This is a genomic window from Aquamicrobium terrae, assembly GCF_040545735.1.
Taxonomy (GTDB): domain Bacteria; phylum Pseudomonadota; class Alphaproteobacteria; order Rhizobiales; family Rhizobiaceae; genus Mesorhizobium; species Mesorhizobium terrae_A.
On record NZ_JBEPML010000006.1, the window covers coordinates 229,117 to 255,225 of the forward strand.

A 26,109-nucleotide genomic window follows, 5' to 3' on the forward strand; every position below is an offset into this window, starting at 1 on the left:
GAAGCGCCGTTTCAGGAAAGCTGCGTCTGCTCGCGATCAGGCGCGGGCTTCGGCGAAATGACCGCACCAGTCGCTGGAGGTCACCACCGGCCACAGGCCGCGGGCGTTCGGCTCCGGCTGCGTCACCGGCGGGTTGAAGCGGCACAGGCCGGCATGCTCGGCGACCTTGGTGCTGTTGGCGACATGGTCTTCGTAATAGGCGCAGCTGTTGCACGAGACGGACTGGGACATGGGGTTTCTCCTTCTTTCAGAAATGGCTTTAAAGTTGAGCCCTGCAATCAAAATTTAGAATGATTCTAAACTAGAAAACGACCGGACCGCAAGCGCTGTTTTGTCGGGTGCGACAAGAAGGACGCCATCGGAAGCCGGATGGACCAAAAGCGGCTCGCCGGCATCGTCGCCGGCGGGGTCCGGAAATTCAGAAGGGAAGGAGAAGGGGCCGGAACGCGAAACCGGTCAGGAAGCCTTGCCGGGGCGTTTGCGCGTCTTCCTCGATGGCTTGACGTAGATTTCCAGCCTGTGGCTGACGATGTCGAAGCCGTGCCGGCGGGCGATCTCTTCCTGCAGCCGTTCGATCTCGTCGGAACGGAATTCGATCACGTCGCCGGTCTCGACATTGATGAGATGGTCGTGATGTTCCTGGTCGGCGCTTTCGAAGCGCGCGCGCCCGTCGCCGAAAGTGTGCTTTTCCAGCACGCCCTTTTCCTCCAGCAGAGCCAGCGTGCGATAGACGGTGGCGATGGCGACGCCCGGACTGATCTCGCTGACGCGCCGGTGCAGTTCCACCGCATCCGGATGATCCGACGATTCGGCCAGCACCTGCATGATGACCTTGCGCGGTTCGGTCAGGCGAAGCCCGTGCTCCTTGCACAGGGCGGCGATGTCCTTGCTGAATTTCATGTCTGCTCTTCGCGCTGCCTTCACTGGGGAAGAGGCCTTGCCGGCGCTCGCCATAGCCCTAACCCGGAAATGCAGAGGTTTCCAGTAAGGCGTTGCCGCAGCGGGCCGATGCAGGCCCCGGAAACGGCAAGGGCCCCGCAAGGGGGCCCTTCCATGTGGGTCCGCGGCGGCGCTATTCCGCCGGTTTCGGTTTCTTCCGGAACAAGGTTCCGAGATTGTCCCAAAGCTCGATCTTGACGCCCTGCCGCTTCATGATCACCGCCTGCTGGAGGATCGAGAGCAGGTTGTTCCAGGCCCAGTAGATGACCAGGCCGGCCGGGAACCCCGCCATCATGAAGGTGAAGATGACCGGCATCCAGTTGAAGATCATGGCCTGCGTCGGGTCCGGCGGGGCCGGGTTCATGCGCATCTGCAGGAACATGGTCACGCCCATCAGCAGCGGCCAGACGCCGATGTGGAGCATGGTCGGCACGGCGAAGGGCAGCAGGCCGAATAGGTTGAACAGCGAGGTCGGGTCGGGTGCCGCCAGATCGTGGATCCAGCCGAAGAACGGCGCGTGCCGCATCTCGATGGTGATGTAGAGCACCTTGTAGAGGGCGAAGAAGACGGGGATCTGGATCAGCACCGGCCAGCAGCCGGCGATCGGGTTGATCTTCTCCGTCTTGTACAGCTCCATCATCGCCTGCTGCTGCTTCATCCGGTCGTCCGCGTATTTCTCGCGGATTTCCATCATCTTCGGCTGCACCTTCTTCATGTTGGCCATCGAGGCATAGGACTTGTTGGCCAGCGGGAAGAAGACGAGTTTGACGACGACGGTGGTGGCGAGGATCGCCAGCCCGAAATTGCCGAGCATCTTGTAGAGCGTGTCGATCAGCCAGAACATCGGCTTGGTGATGAAATGGAACCATCCCCAGTCGATGAGCAGGTCGAAGCGGCGGATGTCCCGCTCCTGTTCATATGCATTGATGGTCGCGACTTCCTTGGCGCCGGCGAAGACCAGCGATTCCACCGTGGCCGACTGGCCGGCGGCGACCGGGATGGCGTCGCTGAGGAAGTCCGCCTGGTAGCGGGGGCGTCCGTCCTCGAAATAGGCGAAGCGTGGCTGGAACGCCTGCTTGGCCGTCGGTACCAGCGTCACCGCCCAGTACTTGTCGGTGATGCCGAGCCAGCCGTCGTTGGATTTGCCGGGCGTGTACTGCTTGTCCTCCTCGACCGCAGAATATTTGTGCTCCTGCAATCCCTCCTCGCCGGTCACGCCGATGAGGCCTTCGTGCAGGACGTAGATCGAGGCGGTGGTCGGCTTGTCGAAACGCGTCACGCGGCCGTAGCTGAACAGGGTGATGTCGCTGGGACCGGTGTTCTCGACCGTGTCGGACACGGTGAACATGTAGTTCGCGTCGATCGAGTAGGTGCGCTTGAAGATCACGCCCTTCTCGTTGGTGTAGGTGAGCGTGACCGGGGTGGACGGCGTCAGCGTCGCATTGCCCTCGATGGTCCATTCGGTCTGCGGGCCCGGCACCGTGCCGGTCGCCTCGCTGCCGACGAAGCCGATCTCGGCATAATAGCCGTTGGGCTGGGCGGCGGGATTGAGAAGCTCGATCTCGGGCGAGGTCTTGTCGACAGTCTCGCGGTAGTCCTTGAGCCTGAGGTCGTCGAGACGGCCGCCGACGAGGTTGATCGATCCCTGGACCCTCGGGGTGTCGATCTTCACGCGCGCCGTTCCGGCCAGCGCCTGCTCGCGGCTGGCTGGCGTATTCAATTCGCCGAGAATGCCGCCGCCGGGAACGGCGCCGTCGGCGGGGGCGCCCTGGCCCTGTGCCGTCTGGCCGGGCGCGGTCTGGCCGGGTGCCTGCACGTCGGCGCCCTGCTGCGTCTGCTGGCTCTCCTGGCGGGAGGCCTCGATCCGCGCCGCCTCGCGCTGCGCCTCGATGCGCGGGTTCATGTAGAAGACCTGCCAGAGCACCAGGATCAGCACCGACAGCGCAATGGTGATGAAGAAATTGCGATTGTTTTCCATACTGAACCCTATCGTGATCCGCGGATCCGCCGGGAAAGCTCGGCCTTGAGCTGGTCGAAGGAAGCGCCGAGCACATCCTCGCGCCCGACGATCACATAGTCATTGCCGGCCGCCATGTCATGTGCGGCATGGGTGCGCACGGCCTCTTTCAGCCGCCGCCGGACGCGGTTGCGCACAACCGCGTTGCCGACTTTCTTGGTGACGGTATAGCCGACGCGCGGCGCCTTGTCGTCGCCGCGGTCGAGAACCTCGACGAGGAAAAGCCGTCCACGGCGCTTCTCACCGCGCCGCACGGCCAGAAACTCCGCGCGTTTGAGAAGCCGCCCGGGCTGTGCTCCCGAAGGCTTGCCTGCGCCGGGCAACGAACTCGTTTCCGTCAGGCGCTCAGCCGCTTGCGGCCACGGTTGCGACGGGCTGCGACCACGGCGCGGCCGCCCTTGGTGGCCATGCGCGCACGGAAGCCGTGACGACGCTTGCGGACAAGCTTGGAGGGTTGGTAGGTACGCTTCATTTATTTAATACCGCGGTGTGCGGCCCTTCTTGATTCTGCCATCGATGCGACAGGAGCTATGCCCGGCCATTGCGGCGTGGCCAAAACCCGTGGCGCGACCGAAACCGCGCCGGGAGGGCAGGCCCGAGCGTGAGCGGGCTTATATGGATTGAGGCCGGCGAAGTCAATCGGCGCATGGCCTTCGAATGGCCCGCCATGGCAGACAGATGTCCGCGTTTGGTCTATCCTGCCGGCAAGCGCGATATGCCGTGGAAGACCGCAAGAGCATGACGGAAAAGGAACAGCACCCGCCTGAGACGCCGGAGCCGGCCGGGCCCACGGTTGCGCTGGCGCGCGGCCTGTCCACTAAGCTCCTGCTGCTCACCGTCATCTTCGTCCTTCTGGCCGAGACCTTCATCTTCCTGCCGTCGGTCGCCAGCTATCGCATAAGCTGGCTGCGCGACCGCCTGGCGACCGCCGCCGCCGTCTCCATAGTGCTGGTGCAGGGCGATCCCGGCGCCCTGTCGCGGGAGGCGCAGGACGAGGTGCTGATGGCCATCGGCGCCAAGGCGATCGCCGTCACCGATGGCGGCGTCTCGCGCCTGCTGGTGGTGGCCGACATGCCGCCGCAGGTCGACAAGCACATCGACATGGCCAATGTCGGCATGTTCGGCGAGATCATCGGCGCGCTCGACACGCTGCTTTACGGCGGCGGCAGGATGCTGCGCGTCTACGGGCCGGCCGGCGAGGACGGGCGCGAGTTCGAGCTCATCATGTCGGACAAGGGCCTGCGCGCCGCCATGCTCACCTATGCGCGCAACGTCGCCTTCCTGTCGCTGCTGATCTCGGTGTTCGCCGCCATGCTGGTCTATGCGGCCATGGACCGCGTCATGGTGCGGCCGATGCGCCGGCTCACCCGCTCCATGCTGGCCTTCTCGCAGGCGCCGGAAGACCCGACGCGCATCATCAGCCCCATCGAGCGCGCCGACGAGATCGGCTTTGCCGAGCGCGAACTTTCGCGCATGCAGGAAAGGCTGCAGAAGATGCTGGCCGAGCGCCGGCACCTGGCCGATCTCGGCCTCGCCGTTTCCAAGATCAACCACGACATGCGCAACATGCTGGCCTCGGCCCAGCTCATCTCGGATCGGCTCGCCATGTCGAAGGACCCCACCGTGCAGTCCTTCGCGCCCCGGCTGCTGCGCGCGCTGGACCGGGCCGTTTCCTATTCGGAAGGCGTGCTCGCCTATGGCCGCACCCAGGAGGCGCCGCCGGCGCGCAGGCTGGTGCGGCTCAATCCGCTGGTGGAGGATCTGCGCGACATCGCCGGCGCCGACAGCACCATCGACTTCGTCAATGCGGTGCCGCCTGAATTCGAGATCGACGCCGATCCGGACCAGCTCTTCCGCGTGCTGACCAACCTGACCCGCAATGCGGTGCAGGCCATGCTGGCGGAGCCGGACAAGGTGACCGTGCGGCGCTTCACGGTTTCGGCCGAACGGCAGGGAAGCGTGTGCCGCATCGTGGTGAGCGACACCGGCCCCGGCCTGCCGGCAAGGGCGCGGGAAAACCTGTTCTCGGCCTTCCGGGGCGCCGCGCGGCAGGGCGGCACCGGGCTTGGCCTCGCCATCGCGCAGGAACTGGTGCGCGCCCATGGCGGCACGCTGGAGCTGGTGGCCAGCGACAGCGGCAACACCACCTTCGCGGTGACCATCGCCGACCGGCCTCTGCCTTTCGGGCGCGCGTCGGACGGCCTGCGTCAGCACGGCTGACGGCCGGCGGCGACCGGGGTCCGGTGGACGGCGTGAAGAAACTTTCAAATGCCGGCTTGCATTTCCGGAATTCAGTCGCTAGTGAAGCGGCACGTTCGCGGCCGGCCCCGAAAGCCGGACGCCGGGCCGCCCAAAACGGCCCACTGCGCGCCCGTAGCTCAGCTGGATAGAGCACCAGACTACGAATCTGGGGGTCAGAGGTTCGAATCCTTTCGGGCGCGCCATTCAACTCCTTCAGACATCGTGATCGATCGGTTCGCCTTCGGGCTTGTTGCCCCGTCGTGCGCTGCCGAACGCATCCATCGGCGTGGTTTGCAACCGACGCAAAAGGCCTCCCTGGCCGCTTTGAAAGCGGTCCCGTCTGCTTTCCGGTTGCAAGAGGATATTGCCCCGGCCGGTATCTTCGGCCAAAGTCATGCATGGAACTTCAGGACAGGCTTGGGGGACGGGCTTGGTCCATGCGTGAACATCGCCATCCGCGCCAGATCGCGACCGTCGTTTCGGCCGATGCCGTCGGTTTTTCCAGGCTGATGCACATCGATGACGAGGCGGCGCTCAGGCTGCTCGACGAGCGGCGCGAGCTGATCGTCGCGACCGTCGAGCGCGCCGGCGGCAACATCTTCGGCACGGCCGGCGACTGCATCATGGCGGTGTTCGGCAATCCGATCGTCGCGCTCGGCGCGGTGCTGCGCTTCCAGGAGGCGATCGGCGAGGCGAACGCGGCCGCCGGGCCGGAGCGAGCCATGCCGTTCCGCACCGGCATCAGCGCCGGGCCGGTTATGATCCGCGACGATGGCGTTTTCGGCGACACGGTCAATATCGCGGCCCGGGTGCAGGAATTCTCGCCCTATGGCGGCGTGGCGCTGGCCGATACGGCCCATTCCCAGCTCAACCGGCAATTCGACCTGCATTTCACCGATCTCGGGCCGTTGCACCTCAAGAACATCGCCATGCCGGTGCGGGTCTTCGTGTCGGAGCCGGGTGGCCGCAACGTCGCCCCGCGCCCGCTGATGGACCTGCGCGCCGGGCGCGGACCGCCGCCCGCCTCGGGCAGCACCGACGAGCTGCCGGCGCTTGCCGTGCTGCCGTTCCAGAACCTGACCGGCGACCCGACGCTGGCCTATCTGTGCGACGGCATCGCCGACGACATCCTGCTGGGCGTCGCCAACACGCGCTCGGTCCCCGTCATCGCCAGGGATTCCAGCTTCCAGTTCCGCGATCCCGCGCTCACCACCGCTGCCATCGGTCTGCTTCTGGGGGCGCGCTACATCGTCTCCGGCTCGGTGTCGGGCGATGCCGAGCGGATCGCCCTCAGCGCGTCGCTGGCCGACAGTTCCAATTCGCGCGTCATCTGGGCGGGGCGCTACGAGCGCGGCCTCAAGGAGGTGCAGCGCCTGCAACGGGACCTGGGCGGCGAGATCGTCTCGCGGCTGGAGCGCGAGGTCGACCGGGTCGAGCAGGTTCGCACCTTCCAGGTTCCGCCGGAATCGCTGTCGACCTGGCAGTTGCTGCGGCGCGGCCGCTGGCACATGCAGCGGCGTTCCTCGGACGACACGGCGCGCGCCTTCGAATATTTCCGGCAGGCCTATGACGAGGACCCCAATTCGAGCGCCGTGCTCAACGAGCTGGCCTGGTGGCATCTGTGGAAGGCCTGGCTGAACTTCGCCGACCGCGACGAACTCAGGATCGTCGCCAATTATGCGCGGCGCTCATTGCTGATGGACAGTCTCGATGCACGCCCCTACTGCTATCTCGGTTTCGTCGAGATCCTGGAGGCCCGGCCGCAATCGGCCATCGACCTGTGCCGGCAGGCCATCGACATCAATCCCAGCTTCTCGCTGGCGCATACGGGGCTGGGCAGCGCCAGGGGGCTGCTGCTGGAGCCGGGCGAGGCCATCCGCCACCTGACCGAGGCGATCCGGCTCAGCCCCTTCGAGACCTATCTGTTCCACAATCTCGGGGAACTGGCGGCGGCCCACACCATCGCCCGCAACTGGCCGGCGGTGGTCGAGGCGGCCGACCGCTCGCTGTCGCTTGCCCCGAACTATTTCTATGCCAGCTATCTCAAGGCCGGTGCGCTGGCGCGCCTCGGGCGCCTTGCGGACGCGCGGCAGGAGGCGCGCCTGTTCCATGCCCGCCATCCCGACTTCGAGCGCAAATGGATCGAATGGATTCCCTTCCGCGACAAGGCGGTCAACGAAGGCATGATCGAGAATTTCCAGCTCGCCGACGCCTGAGCCGGCCAGCGCACAGCAAGGTGATGCCCTTTGTGTGAGGTGCTTCACAGAGACGACGTGACGAAAGGTTGATTGCTGGGACAGCGGCTCGAAGGGGCGGTCCATGGTGTTCAAGTGCAGCCCGAAATACTTCCACGGCCTGGCGAAGGCGCAGGCCGAGCTTCCCGTCGACGCCGGGGTTCCGCCCTTCGATATCCGGCGCCTGCGCTCGAAGGGCCTGATCGCGCGGGCGGTCGGCTATCTGTTCGAGCATCCCGACTGGTGGCTCGGCTTGTTCAGGACGTTTCTGCCGCGTTTCCGTTGCGGCCGCTTCGTGCTCCTGACGCGCAACGCCGACGTCCGCGAGGTGCTGGAGCGGCAGGCCGATTTCGAGACGCCCTACGGGCCGGAGATGGTCGAGTTCGCCGGCGGGACGAACTTCATCCTCGGCATGACGGACGGGGAAGAGTACCGGCGCCTGAAGTCTGTGGTGCTCGGCGCCTTTCCGCCCGGCGAGGTGGAGGAGCGCGTGCGGCCGATCGCGGCGCGGCGCGCCAGGGAGATTGTGGCGGCGGCGGACACGCAGCTCAATGCGGCCGGCGACCTGTTCCGCGTCGTCTCCTCGGCGATCTGCCGCGACTATTACGGCATCGAGGTCGATGACGAGGGCGAGTTCGCCGACTGGAACATCGCGCTCAGCACCCTGTTCTTCGGCGATGCGACGGCCAGCCGCCCGGTGCGGGAACTGGCCATCGCCGCCTCGCGCAACATGCGCGCCGCCATCGACCGGTCCATCGACGCGGTGCTCGGCGATGGCGCGCCGCGGGACAGGCCGCTCGACCGGCTGGTCGGCGCGATGCTGGAGGGGCGCATCGGGAGGGGCGATGTCCATGCGATCATGATGGGCATGATCACCGGCTTCGGGCCGACCACGCTGCTGGGCGGCGGCAACTGCCTCGACGTGGTGCTGTCGCGCCGCGAGATCTTCGACGAGGTGGCGGCGGCCGTCGCCGCCGGGGACGACGCGCGGCTCGACCGGGCGATCGTCGAGGCGATGCGCTTCAAGCCGATCTGGATCAGCCCGTGGCGCTATGCGCGGGAAGAGCGCCAGATCGGGGGCGGCCGGGGGAAACCCTACACGATCAGGGCCGATACGGTCATCTGGCCGGCGACGCGCTCGGCCATGTTCGACGCGCGCGCGGTGGAACAGCCGCACCGTTTCAGGCCGGAGCGGCCGGATCGCGAAACGCTGGTCTTCGGCCACGGCATCCACAAATGCATCGGTGCTGCGCTGGCCCGCGTGCAGACGGCCGAATGCTTCCGCGCCCTGTTCTCCCGGCAGGGCTTCCGCCGCGCTAACGGCAGGAAAGGCAAGCTCGTGCGGCTCGGTCCCTATCCCGACCTGCTGATGGTCCAGTTCGACCCGGTGGGCCTGCAATCCATGGTCACGGTGATGGTGCCGGTGAAGGCCGGGACGCCCAGGGAAACGGTCCAGGCGCGGTTCGATGCGCTGGGCAATCCGTCGACTGCCAAGGTGCGCAAGGCATTGGATGGCGTCGGCACCGTTCATTTCGCCTCGATGTCGGTCATCGAGACCGGCGCGACCGAGGATGGAATGCCTGCCAATCATCTGGTGCTGGAAATGTCGGGAGACGGAGACAGGCACGCGGTTCTCGCCGCCTTCGACAGGGCGCTGGGCGACCGGACCCGGCAGATATTCCTCGAATTCTCGGCCGATCCGGTCGGCAACGATCCGGTGGCGTTCATGGAGCGGCACGCGCCGGACGTGTCGCCCATATTCGGCAGCCTGAACGGGCTGGTTTTCGGCGGTACGCCCGGCCACAGCGTCGAGCGCATCCTGCGCGAGGACCAGCTGGCCAAGACGGCGATGCGGATGGTGGAGGAGCTTTCCGCCCGACCGGGCAACGATGCCGCTGCCGTGCTGCACGAGGTGCGAGCAAGGCTGCGGGCCGATCCATCGTTCCAGTGGGCATTCCTGCCCGCTCCCAGCATGCTGGACGATCCGCCCAAGGGCGCGTGGAGCGCCTTTCGGCGCACGCTTCTGGCCCGCCCCGTCTACCTCACGGTCGGCACGGTCTACGCGCTGTGCTGGGCGCTGACCTATTATCTGCTTTTCTATCCCACGCTGGCCTGGCCGCATTTCCTGCTGCGCGCGGGCACCGCCTTCGTGCTGTCCGGCCTCGGTATCCTGACGACGCTTTCTTTCGCCCTCGGCCTCATGCTGATCTGGCTGCGCCGCATCGAGCAGGCGTCGGTCGCCTCGACCCAATCCATTTCGCTGGATCGCCTGGTCGAATTGCAGCAGCGCGAGGATCGCGGTTTGCAGAACCACATGACGGCGGTGTCCACGCTGAAGCCCGGGGTGTTCCGGCGCATGCTGCTGCGGTTCACCTTCTATGTGATCTCCATTGCCGCGACCCACATCTTCCGGCCCGGCTTCCTGTCCAGCATCGGCACCATCCATTTCGCGCGCTGGGTCTGCATTCCGGGCACCGACAGGCTGGCATTCTTCAGCAATTACGGCGGCAGCTGGGAAAGCTATCTGGAGGACTTCATCACCAAGGCGTCCAAGGGCCTGACCGGCGTGTGGAGCAACACCGAAGGCTTTCCGCCGACGCGCTTCCTGTTCTTCCACGGCGCGCGCGACGGCGACCGCTTCAAGCGCTGGGCGCGCGCCCAGCAGGTGCCGACCGGCTTCTGGTACAGCGCCTATCCGCATCTCTCGACCACCCATATCCGCAAGAATGCGCTGATCCGGCAGGGCCTGTGCTCGGCGCGGCTGAGCGAGGCGCGCGACTGGATCAGCCTGTTCTCCTCCACCGAGCGCCAGCCCTGGACCCGGCTCAACCGGCTGCAACGCCTGCTGCTGCCCGACGCCGTGCCGGAGGAGATGCTGGAGCAGGGCGAGATCCAGTCGATCGTGTTCGGGCCGATGGGCCGCCTGTCGCACGGCCGGATGCTGGCGTTCCACATCCCGCCGGATACGGATGTCGCCGGGCGGCGGGAATGGCTCGGCCGCATCGTGGCGAAGCTCTCCTTCGGCGATGCGCCGCCGGCCCACAGCGCCATGATCGCGCTGTTCGGGCCGGACGGTCTCCGGCGTCTGGGGCTGGACGAAGCTGGCGGCAACGATCCGCTGGAAAGCTTTCCGCTCGCCTTCAGGCAGGGCATGTCGAGTCCCTATCGCAGCCGCGTGCTCGACGATGGCGGGCCGAACGATCCCGGCGAATGGCTCTGGGGCTCGCAGGGCAATCCGGTCGATGCCGTCGTCAATTGTTATGCCGAAAGCCCGCAAGTGCTGGACGGGATGGTCGCGATGCTGGAGGCGGCGTCCCGGGATACGGGCATCCCGATCGTGCACAGCCTCGACCTCACCGTCATCGGCGCCCGCGCCGAGGCGGCCGATGGCTGCAAGCGCAAGGCGCACGACCAGTTCGGTTTTGCGGACGGAATCTCGCAGCCGGTCATCCGGGGAACCGGCCGCGAGGCCTGTGTTCCGGTGCATTCCATGCACCTCGTCAATGCCGGCGAGTTCCTGTTCGGCTACCGGGACGAGCACGGCTTTTACCCGCCGAGCCCGACCGTGCCGGGCAGGGCCGATCCGCTCGGCATCCTGCGGGCGATCGGGACCGATGGCAGCATCACCGCAGGGAAGGCGCCGCTGCACGATTTCGGCCGCAACGGCAGCTTCATGGTCGTGCGCCAGCTCTGGCAGCATGTCGAGCGCTTCGAGGACTATTGCCGCCACGCGGCCGGAGACGTCTCGGACCTGACCGGCAAGCCGGTGACGCCGGACTGGGTGGCCGCCCGCATCGTCGGCCGCTGGAAGGACGGCTCCTCCCTGATCCAGAACCCGGAAAAGCCGGCAGGGCGCTCGCCCGACAACGACTTCACCTTCGGCGCCGAGGACCCGCAGGGCCTGAGATGCCCGCTCGGCGCGCATGTGCGCCGCTCCAATCCGCGCGCTTCGCTCAACACCGATCTCGACACGCAGATACGCATCACCAGGCGGCACCGCATCCTGCGCGTGGGGCGCACCTATTCGGCAGCGGCCGCAGATGCCGGGACCGAGAAGGGCCTGCTGTTCATGTGCGTCAACGCCTCGATCGAGCGCCAGTACGAGTTCATCCAGCAGACCTGGATGGCGGCCGGCAATTTCCATGGGCTGCGCGGCGAGAAGGACCCGCTGATCGGCAACCAGATGGTGGACGAGGCGGGCGATCCGGTCGGGCGCTTCGCCATCCCGACATGGGAAGGGGCGATTGCGCTGAACGGCATGCCGTCCTTCGTCACCACGCGCGGCGGCGGCTATTTCTTCCTGCCGAGCCGGTCCGCCCTGCGCTACATGCTGTCGAGACTGGATTGATTTCGGATCATTTTGCGGAGACGTCTCTCATCCCCTCTGCGGACCTGATCTGCTTCCGGCAAATACTTCATCGTCATTCCGGACAGCGGCTGATCGCCATCCGACCGGCATGGATCCCGGCTCGCGGTCGCCGACGTTCCCTTGGCCGGGATGACGACGTGACGGAAGCGACGTTGTTCTCCCCCTTGCGGGAGGGGTAAGGGGTGGGGTTATCAATTCGCCTAGAAAGTATCGTCGTCGTCGGCGGCGAGCTTGCGCAGGACGCGCGCATTGGTGACCTTGATGTGGCCGCGCCGCACGTCGATGAGCGAGCGGCTTCGCCAGCCTGTGAGGAGCTTGTTGACCGACTCGCGCGTGGCGCCGAGGAACTCGCCGATCTCGCTCTGCGAGATGGCGATCCAGCCGGCGGGGTCGGCCAGGATATGGTCGAGCAGCAGCAGCCGCTTGGCGAGCCGCGCCTCGATGTTCAGGAAGGCCTGGTCGCCCAGCGACTCGCTGACCCAGCGCACGCGCCGGCACACCAGGCGCAGCATCGAGCGCGCCAGCAGGGGGCTGTCCTCGATGCGGCGCAGCAATTGCTGCCGCTCCAGTGAGACGATGATGCAATCGGTGCGGCAGATCGCGGTCGCGGTGCGCAGGCCGCCGTCGAGCGCGCCGATCTCGCCGATGATGTTCGGCGCCGTTTCGACATTGGCCACCAGCTTCTGGCCGTCGATGGAATAGATGGAAATCTCGACCGAGCCGTCGATGAGGCCGAACACGCGGTCGGAGCGGTCCTCCTGCAGGAACAGGTGGCGGCCGGCCGGCATCTTTTCGGCGGTGCAATTGTGGAACAGGAGCTCGAAGAGATCGCGGTCGGAGAAGCTGCGGTCGACGGTGCCGGCCGCCGCAGCCGCGACGCCCTGCTTGGTGAGGCTCGCACGCTTGGAGGCCGGCCGGTGCGCATCCAGCCACACGATCTTGTCGGCGAAAAAACTCTTTCTGTCCATGACAGGCGCCGCCTTCCCCGCGCTCCGTCACATTGCCAGACAAAGGGCCATGGAGACAAGCCGCAGCGTTCGGCAATGAAACCGGCTGCGACCGGCCCTAGCCGGCGGAGGCGACATAGTTCATCGCGCCGGCTATGGCGGCGATTTCCTTTGCGGTCAGCACGATGTCGTAGCGATATTGCGACCGGTCCTGATAACGGGCCTTCTGATAGATCGGGCCGGCGGTGACGGAGATGATCACTTCCCTGCCGTTGGCCCCGTCGAAATCGCTGCTGGTCAGCTCGCTTTCGAAAATTCGTTTCGGCATGCCCTCCCGCTTTGCGGGCTTGACGGTAATTCGCATGTTCCACCTCGGTTTTCCCTGGACGCTCCCCGGCCCGGGACCGAGGAAGCGCCGGATCATCCGCCGGATACGGGCGCTGGAACTATGAAAAGCCTCACATTTGAGATTTTTATGACTGCCGCCCTCAAAATGTGCCCGGCCAGCCGCTGAAGGAAGCGGTCCTATTGAATCTCGTTGATATAGACGTCGTTTGCTGTTGTCGCCCGGTGGCTGTTCATCAAGATGGGCCGGGCCTGCTCGTCATAGGCCACTTCATTGATCACCAGGACCGCTGCAGGCGCGCTCAGGTCCAAGAACCGGCAGTCCTGTTCGGTGGCCAGTTCCGCCTCGATCATCTCGCGGATGGCTGAAATCTTGATCCCGTATCGGTGCCAGAACATCGGGTAGAGCCGTTCCGGTATTTTCTCTTTCTCCAGCGAAAAATCCGGGATCAGCACCGCCGGGATCACGACTTCCTCATGCATGACCGGGCGGCCTTCGACCTCGCGCACGCGGTGAATGTGGACGACGTCCTCCTCCGCGCCGATCCCCAGCGTCTGCGCCTCGTGCGAAGTGGCGGTGCGACGGGTCACGGCAAGGATGCGCGGAATCGAATTCTGCATTTCGCCGGTGCGCTTGTGCAGGCGAAAATAGTGGAAGTAGAAGCGCAGATTGTGCTTTGGCGAACGCCCGGTGACCACCGTGCCGGTCTTGCGCCGCCGCACCAGCGATCCTTCGGCGGTCAATTCTCCCAGGGCACGACGAACCGTTCCGACCGAAACACGGAATTCCTGCGCCAGCGCCGTTTCCGCAGGCAGCACCGTTCCCGCCGGCCAGGTGCCGGAAGCGATTCGGTCGGCAATCTGTGACGCAACTGCACGATAGATGGGCGAGTGCATTGAAAGATCAGACAAATACGGCCCCGCATGGTCGAAAAAATCGGTTCGAGTCTAGCCGTCCGGCGTCGGGCTGCCAATGGCGCTCAACAAAGCTGTTGCTATTTCTATATAGTTTATAGTTTAATATCGAGACAGTCGTTTTTGGGAGACCGACCTGTGACCCTCGAAGCCGGAGCGCGCCAGTTCGACGCCGTCCATTCGCAAGCGTTGGCGCAAGTCGACGCTGGACTCGACACGTCCGTGGCCGAGCTTGGCCGGATGATCGCCGTCGACACGACGTTCCCGCCGGGCGAGGGCTATGACGGCTTCGCCGCGCTCATGGAGGAGATGCTCGCTCCCCTGGGATTCGAGACCCGCCGCGTCGTCGTTCCCGAAGATCTCTGGAGGGTCGAAGGCGGGCCGGCCTCGGGGGCGCGCGTCAATCTCGTGGCGGATATGGCCGGAGAGAAGCCAGTCTGCTCGCTCTATTTCCATGTCGATACGGTCTGCGCCGCGCGCGGCTGGAAGCGGAACCCCTTTCGCCTGACCGAAGAAGACGGTGTTCTCTACGGACTTGGCGCCGCCGACATGAAGGGGGCGATCGCCGCAGCCATTCATGCCGTGCGCTGCGCCAGGCAGGCCGCGCTGGAACTGGCCTATCGCCCGCGGTTCCTGTTGTGCACCGACGAAGAAGGCGGCCTTTACCCCGGCATCCGCTATCTTGCCGAGCAGGGCGAGATCGGCGGACATCTGCTGAATTTCAATGGCTCGGCCACGCCACGTATCTGGGGCGGCTGCTTCGGCAGTTTCAATCTCCAGGTCACGGTGGAAGGACATGCCGTCCACGCCGCCGACGGCAACCGGGCCGGGCGCGGGGTCAACGCGATCGAGGCGGCGCTGCCGATGATGCAGGCGGTGCAGGATCTGCGCCCGGTGGTCTCGAGGCGGATTTCCGCCCTGCCTGCCGCTCCCGGGGCGGCGCCCCTCGCGGCACAGATATCGATCACCGTCGCCAATGGCGGCACCTGCGGCGGCCAGGTGCCCGATCGTTTCGTCTTCCAGGTGTCGCGGCGTTATGCGCCGGAGGAGGATTTCGTCCAGGTGCGGGCGGAAATCGAGAACGCCATCAAGGCGGCTGCGCCATCAGGCGCCGGGCTGCGCCTCGACCTTGTCGGCCACCTGACCCCGACCGCCGATCCGGAGGGGCCGCATTATCCTCGCTGGATCAGGGCGGTACAGGAAGGGTTCGGCTATGCCCCCGGCGACTTCAGCAAGTGGGGCGCGGCAAGCGCCTCGGATTCCGGCTATGTTCAGCAGGCCGGTGTGGCGCAGGAAATCATCCTAGGCGGTCTGATCCGCCCTTCGTCCAACGCCCACGGGGCCGAGGAGCATACCACCAGGAACGATCTGGCCGCCCTGGCGAAAACCATCCTGACCTATCTGTCGGCGGGCTTCGAACCAGAGCTGAACCCGGATCTCTGAGCACAAACCTAGGGAGAAACCAACTTGAGCCTCAACCGACGTACTTTCCTGCTTTCGACGGCCGCCGTGATGGCGCTGAACGCTTATGCGCCCGATATCGCACTGGCGCAGGCTGCTCCTGAAAGGGGCGGTACCCTACGTGTCGCAATCGACCAGGCCGTGAGTGTCCTTCATCCGCTGCTGAGCCGGGTGAACCCCGAATATCTGGCTGCCGAACTGCTCTATTCCGGCCTTACCCGTCTGAGCGTGAGCATGCAGGCCGAGCCCGACCTGGCCACGGAATGGGATGCCAACGAGACGCTGACCGAATGGACCTTCAAGCTGCGCGACAATCTCAAGTTCCATGACGGCGCGGCCTGCACGTCGGCTGACGTGGTGGCCAGCTTCGAGGCGATCCTGAACCCGGATTTCGCGTCGCCTGCCCGCAACAATGTCGGCCCGATCGAGAAGATCGAGGCAGTGGACCCACTGACGGTGAAATTCATCCTGTCGACACCCTATGCCGACCTTCCCGTTGCGCTGGCCTACAACAACGCCCGCATCGTGCCTGCTTCGGTCATCGCCAATAATTTCGAGAGCCTGCGCCTCGAGGCGAATGGCACGGGCCCCTTCAAGCTGGTGTCCTATGAGCCCGACCGTCTGGTCGTCGTCGAGCGCAACCCCGATTATTACGATTCCGCCCGCCCGCATGTGGACCGTGTCGAACTGCGCGTCTTCCCCGATCTCGGCGCGCAGGTGTCCTCGCTGATCGCCGGCGACATCGATCTCGTGGCGACGGTCGAGCCCAACGATTTCATGCGCCTTGAGGGAGAGGACGGCATTGATGCGTTGCGCGCGGCATCTGGCCAGTTCTGCAACGTGAACTTCGGGACGGATATCGCCCCGTTCAACGATGCGCGCGTGCGCCGTGCGCTGGCCCTGTGCATCGACCGCGACGCCATGGTCGATTTCATGACAGAGGGGTACGGCATCAAGGGCAACGACACGCCGCTCAATGAATCCTACGCCTTCTTCAAGGCCCTGCCGCAGCGCGAGGCCAATCTAGAAGAAGCCAAGCGCCTGCTGGCCGAGGCCGGCATGCCGGACGGCTTCGAGGCCGAACTGATCGCATCGGATCGCCCGGCGATCCGCACCCAGCTCGCCATCGCGCTGCGCGAAATGGCGAAGGAAATCGGGGTGACGATCAATGTCCGCACCATGCCCCATGCTACCTATCTGGACCAGGTATGGACCAAGGGTGCCTTCTACATCGGCTTCTACAACATGCAGCCGACGCCGGACGGTATCTTCAAGCTGCTGTTCACTTCGGATGCGGCGTGGAACGAGACGCGCTGGAACAACAAGCAGTTCGATGCCCTGATAGAGGAAGCCCGCGGCATTCTCGATGCGGACAAGCGCACCGAGATCTACACCAAGGCGCAGGAACTGATGTTCGAGGACGTGCCTTCGCTGATCCCCGCCTTCTTCGACGTGCTCGGCGCCAAGCGCGCATGGATGCATGACTATGCCATCCATCCCCGTGCCTCGGTCTTCCGCCTCGACTTTGCATGGCTGGATGCGAACTCGCCGACCCGGGCCTCCTGAACCTGCCGCCGCCCGGCCCTGCGGGGCCGGGCCCGCTGACGGGACAACCAACGGAACACTGCATTGCCCGCGAGTTACATTCTCAAGCGCGTCGCGCTGATCTTCTATACCTTGCTGGTGGTTTCGCTGCTGGTCTTCGGGATCACCCAGGTGCTCCCGGCCGACGCTGCGGTGATGATGCTGGGCGAAAACGCCACCGCCGACGCGCTCGAGGCGTTGCGCAACAGCATGGGCCTCAACGACCCGGTCTGGCTGCAATATCTGCGCTGGATTGGCGGCGTCCTCCAGGGCGACTTCGGAACCTCCCTGCGCACCGGCCAGCAGGTCGGGCCGGCGCTGTTCTCCGCCCTGGGGACGTCGCTCATGCTGGCTGTGTTCTCGCTGGCCTTCATGTTGGTGCTGGCCTTGCCGGCCGGCATCCTTGCCGCGATCCGGCGCGGAAAGCTGACCGATCTTTTGGTCAGCTTCCTGTCCTATATCGGCGTCGCGCTGCCGGAATTCGTGACGGCGACGCTGGCGGTCCTGTTCATCGCCGACTGGTGGGGCATCCTGCCGCCTGCGGGCTACGTCCCCTTGAGCCAGGATCTGGCCGGAGGCCTGCGCCACCTCGTCCTCCCGGTCGCCGTCGTCTCGATCATCATGATCGCCCACGTCTCGCGGATGGTGCGCTCGGAGCTCGTGGATGTCCTGCACACCGACTATATCCGCGCCGCCCATCTCAAGGGCCTCAGCCGCTCGCGTATCCTGTTTCGCCACGGCCTGCGCAATGCGCTGCTGCCGACGATCACCATCGTCGCGCTCGACGTGGGCTACCTGCTGGGCGGGGTCATCGTGGTCGAGGAGATATTTTCCATACCCGGCATCGGCCGTGCGCTGATGGCGGCGATCCAGGCGCGCGACCTGCCCGTCATCCAGGCCGGCGTGCTGATCATGGCGGCCACCTACTGCATCGTGAACTTCGCCGCCGACCTCATGTATGCGTGGCTCGATAAGAGGATCCAGTATGACTGATTTCCTTCGACGCCTGCTGATGACGCCGCAAGGACTGCTCGGCTCGATCATCGTCGTGCTCGTCCTCTTCGCCGCGGTGACCGGCGGCTGGTTCGCACCGCATGACCCGGACGCCATGGCCGCGCTTGCCCGCTATAAGCCGCCGGGCGGGGAGTATCTGCTGGGAACCGACCAGTATGGCCGTGATATTCTGAGCCGCATTCTTTCGGGTGCCCGCTCTACCGTCACGATGGCGCTGCTGGCGACCGTGCTCGGCACGCTGCTGGGAGCCGTGGTCGGCACCGCCTCGGCCTATCTGGGCGGGCGCTGGGATGAGTTCATCATGCGCACGATCGATGCCGTGATGGCGATCCCCTCACTGCTGCTGGCGCTGCTGGTGGTTTCGCTTCTTGGCGCCGGCGGGGCGAATGCGCTTCTGGCGGTCGCGGTCGCCTTCATGCCGGGCATGGCCCGCATCACCCGTGCCGTCGCGCTCACCGTGCGCAAGCAGGATTATGTCTCGGCCGCCATCGCGCGCGGCGAGGGCAGCGGCTACATCGTGCTGCGCGAAATGCTGCCCAATGTCGTCGCCCCCATCGTAGTCGAACTGACCATCCGGGTTTCCTTCGCCGTGATGCTGTTCGCGACGCTGAGCTTCCTCGGCCTCGGCGCGCAGCCGCCGGCCGCCGACTGGGGTCTGATGGTGTCGGAAGCCCGGCAATATCTGCATCGAAGCCCGTGGATCCTGATCTGGCCGAGCGCGATCATCGCCGTCACCGCCATCGGCTTCAATCTGCTTGGCGACGGGCTGCGCGACGCGCTCAACCCACGGACCTGAGAGACGAGCATGACCGAAAACCAGACACCCGTTCTTTCCGTCTGCGACTATTCGCTCGACTATCGCGTCGGCTCCGAGCGCCTGAGCGTGCTCAAGAACATCAACCTGACCATCGGGCGCGGCGAGATTCTCGGCCTCGTCGGCGAATCCGGTTCCGGCAAGAGTTCGATGGCCTCGGCGATCATGCGCTATCTGGCGCCGAACGCGGTCGAGAACGCCGGAACGATCCATCTCGGTTCCACCGACCTGCGTTCGCAATCCGCGCGCCAGCTTGCCGATCTGCGCGGCCGCCGTATCAGCATGGTCTTTCAGGACCCTTCGACCTCGCTGAATCCGACGCTGAAGCTCGGCGAGCAGCTTACCGAGGTGCTGATCCGCCATCAGGGGCTGAGCCGTGCGCAGGCCTGGAAGGCCGGCGAGGAAAGGCTGGCCCATGTCGGCCTGAAGTTCCCGGTGGAGATGATGCATCGCCTGCCGCACGAGGTTTCGGGCGGCGAAAAGCAGCGCGTCGTCATCGCCACGGCCTTCGCCTGCAACCCTGAACTCATCATCTTCGACGAGCCGACGACTGCGCTGGACGTCATCACCTCTCGTCAGATCCTCGACCTCTTCGCCCAGCTTCAGGCCGAAACCGGCGTGGCCTCGCTCTATATTTCGCACGATCTGGCCATCGTGGCACGCACCGCCGGCCGCGTGGCGGTGCTGCAGAAGGGGGAGATTGTCGAGGAAGGCGAAACCGAACCTCTCTTCCGCGCACCCAAGCACCCCTATACGCGCGCGCTGATCGGCGCTGTGCCGAGGCCTGACCGGCGGCTGCTGAAGGGCGATCCGCCGCAGGCCGAACCGTTGGTCAGGGTCCGCGACGTCAGCGTGAACTATGGCCGCAGATCGCTGCTCGACAGCCTGCTTCGCCGCGATTTCACGCCCGTGATCGGCAACCGTGCCGTAACGCTCGACATCAAGCCCGGCGAGGTGCTCGGCATCGTCGGCGAATCCGGCTCCGGCAAGTCGACGCTTGCCAAGGCGATGACCGGTCTCAACCGCTTCGACGGCTTGATCGAATTCGACGGCAGGCCCATACGCGGGCTTGGCGACATGGATCGCGCCTATCGCCGCGAAGTCCAGATCATTTTCCAGCATCCCGACGCCTCGCTCAATCCGCGCCAGCGCATCTCGGAAATTCTCGTGCGGCCGCTCAAGCTTTATGGAGGCCGGGAAGGGGTGCCGGTGCAGCGCCAGATCGAGGAGATGCTGGACCGCGTGCGGCTGCCGGCAAGCTACATCGATCGTTTCCCCCACCAGCTTTCGGGCGGCGAGAAACAACGCGTCGCGATTGCCCGCGCATTCCTTTCGAGCCCGCGGCTGGTGATCTGCGACGAGATCACCTCGGCCCTGGACGTCTCGGTGCAGGCATCGGTGATCGAGCTGTTGATGGATCTCCACCAGCAGACCGGCGTCGCCTACATCTTCATCACCCATGACATCAATCTGGTCCGGCAGATCGCCCACCGTATCGCGGTCATGTATCGCGGCGATCTGGTCGAGGTGGTGCCGACGCAGGCGATCACCTCTTCCGACAGGGCACCCTACACCCGCGAACTGGTGGCTGCCGTGACCCCTCCCGCTTCACTGACCCTGACCGCATGAGATCAAGGGGCCATGCGCCCCGCTTCCAGGAGACTGACATGGACCGAAAGGCGCTGCTTGCACGCGTGGATGAGAAGGCTTGCCTCGACATTGTGTCGATGATGGTGCGCCACAAAACCTATTCGGAGACCGAGGGCGAGGGTGTCCTCGTGCGCCGCATGGTCGAGGAGATGAAGGCGATCGGCATCGATGCCGAGCTTCGTCCCTTCGGCGACAAGGGTCGCGCCAACGCGGTCGGGACGTTCAAGGGGACCGGCGGCGGCAACAGCCTGATCTTCAACGGCCATCTCGACACCAATCCGGTGACCGAGGGCTGGACCGTGGATCCCTGGGGCGGACTCGTCGACGACAAGTTCATCTACGGCATCGGCGTCTCCAACATGAAGGCTTCCGACGCGGCCTATTTCTGCGCCGTCAAGACGCTCAAGGAAGCCGGCGTCAAGCTCAAGGGCGACGTCATCCTGACCTTCGTCGTTGGCGAATTGCAGGGCGGTGTCGGCACCGAGGCCCTGCTGCAGGAAGGCTTGAAAGCCGATTATTTCGTCAATTGCGAGCCGAGCGACCTGGCGGCCGTGACCATGCATGCGGCGGCGCTCACCTTCTCCATCGAGTTGACGGGCGACACCCGCCACCTGTCGAAGAAGGAGGAGGCCGTCGATGCGATCGGCGCCGCCTGCGTGCTCATTCCGCGGCTGAACGCCATGACCTTCTCGGGGGCTCTGAGCCCCGACCACGCCAATGTCAACCGCTGCCATGTCGGCGTCGTCCATGGCGCCCTCGGCCGTGACCTGGAAGAGTGGCGTCCGCCGCAAGTCGCGGATTTCGTGCGCCTGAAGGGGTCGGCCCGCTACGCGCCGGGCCAGACGCGCGAAGGCGTGCTGGCCGACATGCGCAAGGAACTCGATGCGCTCGAAGCCGCCTTCCCCGGCCTCAAGGCGGAACTGTCGACAGTAGACAGGAACGGCATCTCGCTGATGCCGCCCTTTGAAGTCAGCCGCGACAGCAGGATCGTCAAGGCGATCAACACGGCCTACAGGGAGGTTCGCGGCGAAGCCCAGCCGACCGGGGCCATCATGCCGACACGCTTCTACGGCTCGGACGCAGGCCATCTCTACGAACTGGGCGGCATGGAAGGCATCGTGTGCGGTTGCGGCGGCCGCTACAACACCATGCCCGACGAGCGCGTCGATATCGTCGACTACATCGACATGATCAAGGTGTACATGCTCACCATCCTCGAGATCTGCGGCGTGGACGACAATGCCTGACGCCATTCCCGGCGAATATGCTTGGCGGGTGGATCGCGCCCGCGCCTTGATGGCGCAGGAAGGCTGCGACCTGATGATCCTCGACAGTGGCGAAAGCCTCGCCTGGCTGTCGGGCTATACGGTGTCGGAGACCATGTACCGCGCCATCTTCCTGCCGCGCGACGGGGCCCCCTGGTTCGTCCTGCGCGCGCTGGACGAGGCGCCCTGCCGCGAGGGCGGCTGGATCGCCGACGTGGTGGGCTTCACCGACACCGCAAGGCCCGAGCGTGTTATGGCGGAAGAACTGGAGAGGCGTGGCTTCGGGGCCGCGCGCATAGGCTTGGATTTCAACTCGACAAGCTGGAACCCGGCCCGCGAACGGGAGTTCGCGGCCGCCCTGCCGAAGCTCCGTTTCGTGAACCTCATGGGCGCGACGGAATCCCTGCGCTGGGTGAAATCCGATCACGAGGTCGGCCTTATCGCCAAGGCTGCGGCCATAGCCGACAGCGCCATGGCCAAGGTGGCGGCTGCGGCGGTCGGTCCGGGTTTCACGACCGGGGAAGCTGCCGCCATCGCGGCTGCGGCCTTCCTGCGTGAAGGCGCCGATACCGGTGAAGCCGGGCCTGTCGTACGCGCGAGCGGCAGCCATGAATTCCTGCACGGCCTTTACCGCTCGGACGAGCTTCTTGCGGGCGATATCCTGCATGTCGAACTGATCCCCCGGGTCGCACATTACGGAGCCCGGATGATGCGCCCGATCCTGATCGGACAGCCTTCGGACCGCCAGCGGGAGGTCGCGCGGGAATTGATCCGGCTCCAGGATGCGCAGATCGCCGCGATGAAGCCCGGCGTTCCGGCTTCCGACGTCGACAGGATCGTGCGGCAGGGCGTGCTCGATGCCGGCCTCCGCGCCGAATACACCAATGTCAGCGCCTATACGCTGGGCCTCTACATCCGCACGCCGAGGAGCAGTGATTTCTCGCGTGTCTTCCTGCCCGACCAGCACTGGCCGCTGGAGGAAAACATGGTGTTCCACGTCTATACGACAGCCGAGGGGCTGGGCTTCTCGGAGACCGTAGTGGTCACCCGCGAGGGCGGGCGGCGCCTGACCAGGACGCCTCGCCGCCTGCTGGTTGCTGGGGAATAGCCTGCCAGCCGCTGAACGCCTTCAACCGCGGTCGCGCAGGAAGGCGCCGAGGATGGAGCGTTCGGATTTCAGCAGATAGGCGTCGAGCGCGGTGCTGGCGGCGGCTATGTCTCCCGCCTCCAGCAAGGCGACCAGTTCGGCGTTCAGCCGGATGTAGGGTTCGTGCAGGAAGGCCGAATCCTCCATCTGGCGAAACACCAGCCGCAATTCGGCAAGCAGGCGGGCGAAATAGGCGGAGAGCCGTGTGCTGTCGCACAGCCCGACCATGGCGCCATGGAAGGCCATGTTCTCGGTGCCCACCAATTGCCAGTCGCCTTGTTCGCGGGCCGCTTGCGCCCGCGCGACGCAGCCGCGCATCTGCGCCAGGGCCGGATGTCCGGGCGCCGAGGCCTGGACGGCGCCGCCCTGGATCACCCGCCGCACACGGTAGATATCGAGGATCGCCGCCTCGTCCGGGGACACGACGAAGACGCCGCGGTTGGGCACGTGTTCGAGCAGTCCCTCGCTCGTCACCAGGCGGAAAACCTCGCGCAGCGTGTTGCGGGAGATGTCGAAGCGCGTCGCGATCTGGTGCTCGGAAAGCTTCTCGCCGGGAGCGAAATCGCCGGCGATCAGCAGGTCGCGCATCTGCGTGGCCACCCGCATGGCCAGCGAGCGCTCCGAAGGGGCATCCCTGTTCAGGTCGGTGTCCATCTTTCTCCTCGTGCCGGCCCCTTTTCATGCAGCCTGTCGGGGTCAAAATCCAGTGTCATGCACCTCATTTAATATTGTTGAACAATCTATATTATGGTACTCAACAATACAGGGTGCTGACGAGGAGCGGCGAGAACATGGCGCATATCGACCTGAACAGCGATCTGGGCGAGAGCTTCGGCCCGTGGCGGATGGGCGACGACGCGGCGATGCTCGACATCGTCACCAGCGCCAACATCGCTTGCGGCTTCCATGCCGGCGACCCGGCCGGAATATTGGCCACCTTGCGCGCGGCCGCTGCGCGCGGTGTGAGCATCGGCGCGCATGTCGGCTACCGTGACCTCGTCGGCTTCGGCCGCCGCAACATGAACCCCTCCAGCGCTGAACTGGTCGGCGACACCATCTACCAGATCGGCGCGCTTCAGGCGCTGGCGCATGTGGCAGGCACGAAAGTGCGCTACGTGAAGCCGCATGGCGCGCTCTACAACACCATCGCCCATGACGCCCGGCAGGGCGCCGACGTGATCGAGGCCATCCGGGCCGTCGATCCCGGGCTGGTCGTGCTGGCGCTGGCCGGCGCGCCGTTCGTGGAACAGGCCCGCTCCGCAGGGCTGGCCGTGGTCTGCGAGGCCTTCGCCGACCGGGCCTACAATGCCGATGGGAGCCTGGTGGACCGCCGGCTGCCGGGCGCCGTTGTGCATGATCCGGCCGAGGTCGCGGCAAGGATGCTGAAGCTGGTGACGGACGGAACGATCGTTGCCGTGGACGGAAGCGAAATCGCCCTCGATGCGCAGTCGATCTGCATCCACGGCGATACGCCGGCCTCGGTCGAGATCGCCCGGGTGCTGCGCGCGAAGCTCGCTTCCCAGGGCGTGTCGCTGGTGCCGTTCGCAACTTCCCATGGTTGAGCGCCTGCGCATCCTGCCTTCGGGCAGCGACAGCATCCTGATCGAACTGCGCGGCCTCGAACCGACGCTGAGACTGCTCGATCATCTGCGCGCCCTCGAGCCGGAGGGTATCGTCGAGATCATTCCGGCGGCACGGACGTTGATGCTGCGCTTCGATCCGGCGGTGACCGACAGGAAGCGGCTGACCGCGCTTCTGGCGCGGACGAAGCTTCCCGCGCGGAGCGAACGGGCCGCCGAAAGCTTCGACATCCCCGTGCGATATGATGGCGAGGACCTGGGCGCGGTTGCCGAACATCTCGGCTGGAGCGTCGAGGAACTGATCCGCCGCCACAGCGAGGCGGATTACACGGTGGCCTTTGCCGGTTTCGCGCCGGGTTTCGCCTATCTGACGAGCGACGACCCGGACTTCGAGGTGCCGCGCCGCAAGAGCCCGCGGCTCCGCATTCCGGCAGGCTCTGTCGCCGTCGCCGGCAGGTTCAGCGGCGTCTATCCCGGCGACAGCCCCGGCGGGTGGCAGCTTCTGGGCATGACGTCGGTGAAGATGTGGGACACCTCGCGCCCCCGCGCGGCCCTGCTGGTGCCGGGCGACCGCGTCCGCTTCCGTAACGTGACCAAGGGGCCGGGGCTGGTTATTCCGGCACCGGCGCCGAAATCCGAACCCGTACGGCCACGCGAGGGCCTGTCGGTCACCCGTGCCGACCGGCCGGCGCTGTTCCAGGATATGGGCCGGCCCGGCTATGCGGATCAGGGGGTCGGCGAGGCGGGGCCGATGGATCGCGGGGCGGCGTTGGCGGTCAATCGCTGCCTCGGCAATCCGCGCGGCGCGGCTGTCGTGGAGGTTCTGTTCGGCGGCTTTGCCTTGCGGGCCGACAGGCCGGTCACGCTTGCCGTCACCGGCGCGCCGTGTCCCTTGACCATCCGCGCTAATGGCGGCTCCGAGACGCATGCTCCCTTTGCCCGGCCTTTCGCGCTCGATGCCGGTGACCGGCTCGAACTGGGCACGCCGGAGCGGGGCATGTACAGCTACCTGGGCCTGCGCGGCAGTTTCGATGCGCCGCTGACCCTCGGTTCCGCCGCCACGGATACGCTTTCGCACATCGGCCCCGCGCCTTTGCAGGCGGGTGACCGTCTGCCGCTGGCCAACCGTCCGGCGCGCGCCGTCGATCCCGATCCGCCTCTTCCTGTGCCCCTGCCTCGTGTCGGCGACGTGGTGACGGTGGATGTCGTGCCCGGCCCCCGGGCCGACTGGTTCACCGAGGCCGGGCTGGCCGCCCTGGCCACGCAGGATTGGCTGGTCACGCCCGAATCCAGCCGCATCGGCATACGCCTGTCCGCCGAGACCCCGATCCAGCGCCGCGACCAGGGCGAACTTGCCTCGGAAGCCACGGCCAAGGGCGCGATCCAGGTGCCGCACAGCGGCCAGCCGGTGCTGTTCCTGGCCGATCATCCGCTCACCGGCGGCTACCCCGTCATCGCCGTGGTTGCACGCCATCATCTCGACCTTGCCGCGCAGGTGCCGGTCGGTGCGCGCATCCGTTTCAATCCCGTCGCTGCCTTCGATCCGCAGGAGATCAAGGTCGCCGCCGCCGAAGGGAAGGCCTGAGC

General features: G+C 65.8%; 22 protein-coding genes and 1 tRNA gene. 13 read left to right on the plus strand and 10 right to left on the minus strand.

Going from position 1 to position 26,109, the window contains the following annotated elements:
- Positions 1 to 36: 36 nt before the first annotated feature.
- From ABID37_RS11320 to rpmH, 5 genes are all read right to left on the minus strand, one after another.
- Positions 37 to 231, minus strand: a complete 195-nt coding sequence (locus ABID37_RS11320) for a hypothetical protein (RefSeq protein ID WP_354194702.1) — start codon at positions 229 to 231, stop codon at positions 37 to 39.
- A gap of 225 nt (positions 232 to 456) precedes the next feature.
- Entirely contained in the window at positions 457 to 900 is a 444-nt protein-coding gene (locus ABID37_RS11325; RefSeq protein ID WP_354194704.1) for a Fur family transcriptional regulator, read from the minus strand.
- A 172-nt stretch (positions 901 to 1,072) separates the two neighbouring features.
- The gene (gene yidC, locus ABID37_RS11330) at positions 1,073 to 2,917 is read right to left on the minus strand and encodes a membrane protein insertase YidC (RefSeq protein ID WP_354194706.1); all 1,845 of its coding nucleotides are present in this window, start codon (positions 2,915 to 2,917) and stop codon (positions 1,073 to 1,075) included.
- Positions 2,918 to 2,925: 8 nt separating this feature from the next.
- Positions 2,926 to 3,279, minus strand: a complete 354-nt coding sequence (gene rnpA, locus ABID37_RS11335; protein ID WP_354194708.1) for a ribonuclease P protein component — start codon at positions 3,277 to 3,279, stop codon at positions 2,926 to 2,928.
- A 14-nt stretch (positions 3,280 to 3,293) separates the two neighbouring features.
- A complete protein-coding gene (rpmH, locus tag ABID37_RS11340) occupies positions 3,294 to 3,428 on the minus strand; it encodes a 50S ribosomal protein L34 (protein ID WP_083867726.1) in 135 nt (44 codons plus the stop codon).
- A gap of 266 nt (positions 3,429 to 3,694) precedes the next feature.
- Here rpmH and ABID37_RS11345 point away from each other — a divergent pair, with 266 nt between their 5' ends.
- Together ABID37_RS11345 and ABID37_RS11350 are read left to right on the plus strand one after the other, a co-directional pair.
- A complete protein-coding gene (locus ABID37_RS11345) occupies positions 3,695 to 5,176 on the plus strand; it encodes a sensor histidine kinase (protein WP_354194711.1) in 1,482 nt (493 codons plus the stop codon).
- A gap of 147 nt (positions 5,177 to 5,323) precedes the next feature.
- A tRNA-Arg gene (locus tag ABID37_RS11350) sits at positions 5,324 to 5,400 on the plus strand.
- A 10-nt stretch (positions 5,401 to 5,410) separates the two neighbouring features.
- Here the strand turns inward: ABID37_RS11350 and ABID37_RS11355 are convergent.
- Complete coding sequence (locus ABID37_RS11355) at positions 5,411 to 5,593, minus strand: hypothetical protein (protein WP_354194713.1); 183 nt, start codon at positions 5,591 to 5,593, stop codon at positions 5,411 to 5,413.
- Between the two features lie 41 nt (positions 5,594 to 5,634).
- Here ABID37_RS11355 and ABID37_RS11360 point away from each other — a divergent pair, with 41 nt between their 5' ends.
- Entirely contained in the window at positions 5,635 to 7,413 is a 1,779-nt protein-coding gene (locus ABID37_RS11360) for an adenylate/guanylate cyclase domain-containing protein (protein ID WP_354194715.1), read from the plus strand.
- Positions 7,414 to 7,516: 103 nt separating this feature from the next.
- Positions 7,517 to 11,779 carry a cytochrome P450 gene (locus ABID37_RS11365; RefSeq protein ID WP_354194717.1) on the plus strand — a complete coding sequence of 1,421 codons (4,263 nt, stop codon included), beginning with the start codon at positions 7,517 to 7,519 and terminating at the stop codon, positions 11,777 to 11,779.
- Between the two features lie 221 nt (positions 11,780 to 12,000).
- Here the strand turns inward: ABID37_RS11365 and ABID37_RS11370 are convergent, their stop codons facing one another.
- The 3 genes from ABID37_RS11370 to ABID37_RS11380 all read right to left on the minus strand — a co-directional run bounded on the left by ABID37_RS11370 (position 12,001) and on the right by ABID37_RS11380 (position 13,989).
- The gene (locus tag ABID37_RS11370) at positions 12,001 to 12,768 is read right to left on the minus strand and encodes a Crp/Fnr family transcriptional regulator (protein ID WP_354194719.1); all 768 of its coding nucleotides are present in this window, start codon (positions 12,766 to 12,768) and stop codon (positions 12,001 to 12,003) included.
- Positions 12,769 to 12,865: 97 nt separating this feature from the next.
- Complete coding sequence (locus ABID37_RS11375) at positions 12,866 to 13,075, minus strand: hypothetical protein (protein WP_354194721.1); 210 nt, start codon at positions 13,073 to 13,075, stop codon at positions 12,866 to 12,868.
- 197 nt (positions 13,076 to 13,272) lie between these two features.
- Entirely contained in the window at positions 13,273 to 13,989 is a 717-nt protein-coding gene (locus ABID37_RS11380) for a GntR family transcriptional regulator (protein WP_354194723.1), read from the minus strand.
- A 156-nt stretch (positions 13,990 to 14,145) separates the two neighbouring features.
- Between ABID37_RS11380 and ABID37_RS11385 the strand changes: the two genes are divergently transcribed.
- From ABID37_RS11385 to ABID37_RS11415, 7 genes are all read left to right on the plus strand, one after another.
- Entirely contained in the window at positions 14,146 to 15,450 is a 1,305-nt protein-coding gene (locus tag ABID37_RS11385) for a M20 family metallopeptidase (RefSeq protein ID WP_354194725.1), read from the plus strand.
- Between the two features lie 69 nt (positions 15,451 to 15,519).
- Complete coding sequence (locus ABID37_RS11390; RefSeq protein ID WP_354194775.1) at positions 15,520 to 17,034, plus strand: ABC transporter substrate-binding protein; 1,515 nt, start codon at positions 15,520 to 15,522, stop codon at positions 17,032 to 17,034.
- A 63-nt stretch (positions 17,035 to 17,097) separates the two neighbouring features.
- Positions 17,098 to 18,045, plus strand: a complete 948-nt coding sequence (locus ABID37_RS11395; protein ID WP_354194727.1) for an ABC transporter permease — start codon at positions 17,098 to 17,100, stop codon at positions 18,043 to 18,045.
- The gene (locus ABID37_RS11400) at positions 18,038 to 18,862 is read left to right on the plus strand and encodes an ABC transporter permease (protein WP_354194729.1); all 825 of its coding nucleotides are present in this window, start codon (positions 18,038 to 18,040) and stop codon (positions 18,860 to 18,862) included. The genes ABID37_RS11395 and ABID37_RS11400 overlap by 8 nt, the downstream gene beginning before the upstream one ends.
- Positions 18,863 to 18,871: 9 nt before the next feature.
- On the plus strand, positions 18,872 to 20,509 hold the full coding sequence (locus ABID37_RS11405; protein WP_354194731.1) for a dipeptide ABC transporter ATP-binding protein: 1,638 nt from the start codon (positions 18,872 to 18,874) through the stop codon (positions 20,507 to 20,509).
- A 38-nt stretch (positions 20,510 to 20,547) separates the two neighbouring features.
- Positions 20,548 to 21,777, plus strand: coding sequence for a M20 family metallopeptidase (locus ABID37_RS11410; protein WP_354194733.1), 1,230 nt, complete (start codon positions 20,548 to 20,550; stop codon positions 21,775 to 21,777).
- Positions 21,770 to 22,903 carry a M24 family metallopeptidase gene (locus ABID37_RS11415; protein ID WP_354194735.1) on the plus strand — a complete coding sequence of 378 codons (1,134 nt, stop codon included), beginning with the start codon at positions 21,770 to 21,772 and terminating at the stop codon, positions 22,901 to 22,903. The genes ABID37_RS11410 and ABID37_RS11415 overlap by 8 nt, the downstream gene beginning before the upstream one ends.
- 21 nt (positions 22,904 to 22,924) lie before the next feature.
- Here ABID37_RS11415 and ABID37_RS11420 read toward each other — a convergent pair whose 3' ends face one another.
- Positions 22,925 to 23,596, minus strand: a complete 672-nt coding sequence (locus ABID37_RS11420; RefSeq protein WP_354194737.1) for a GntR family transcriptional regulator — start codon at positions 23,594 to 23,596, stop codon at positions 22,925 to 22,927.
- Positions 23,597 to 23,733: 137 nt separating this feature from the next.
- Between ABID37_RS11420 and ABID37_RS11425 the strand changes: the two genes are divergently transcribed.
- Both ABID37_RS11425 and ABID37_RS11430 read left to right on the plus strand, forming a co-directional pair.
- Positions 23,734 to 24,504, plus strand: coding sequence for a LamB/YcsF family protein (locus ABID37_RS11425; RefSeq protein WP_354194739.1), 771 nt, complete (start codon positions 23,734 to 23,736; stop codon positions 24,502 to 24,504).
- Positions 24,497 to 26,107 (plus strand): 5-oxoprolinase subunit B/C family protein, encoded by a 1,611-nt coding sequence (locus ABID37_RS11430; RefSeq protein WP_354194741.1) that lies wholly within the window; start codon positions 24,497 to 24,499, stop codon positions 26,105 to 26,107. The genes ABID37_RS11425 and ABID37_RS11430 overlap by 8 nt, the downstream gene beginning before the upstream one ends.
- Positions 26,108 to 26,109: the final 2 nt, after the last annotated feature.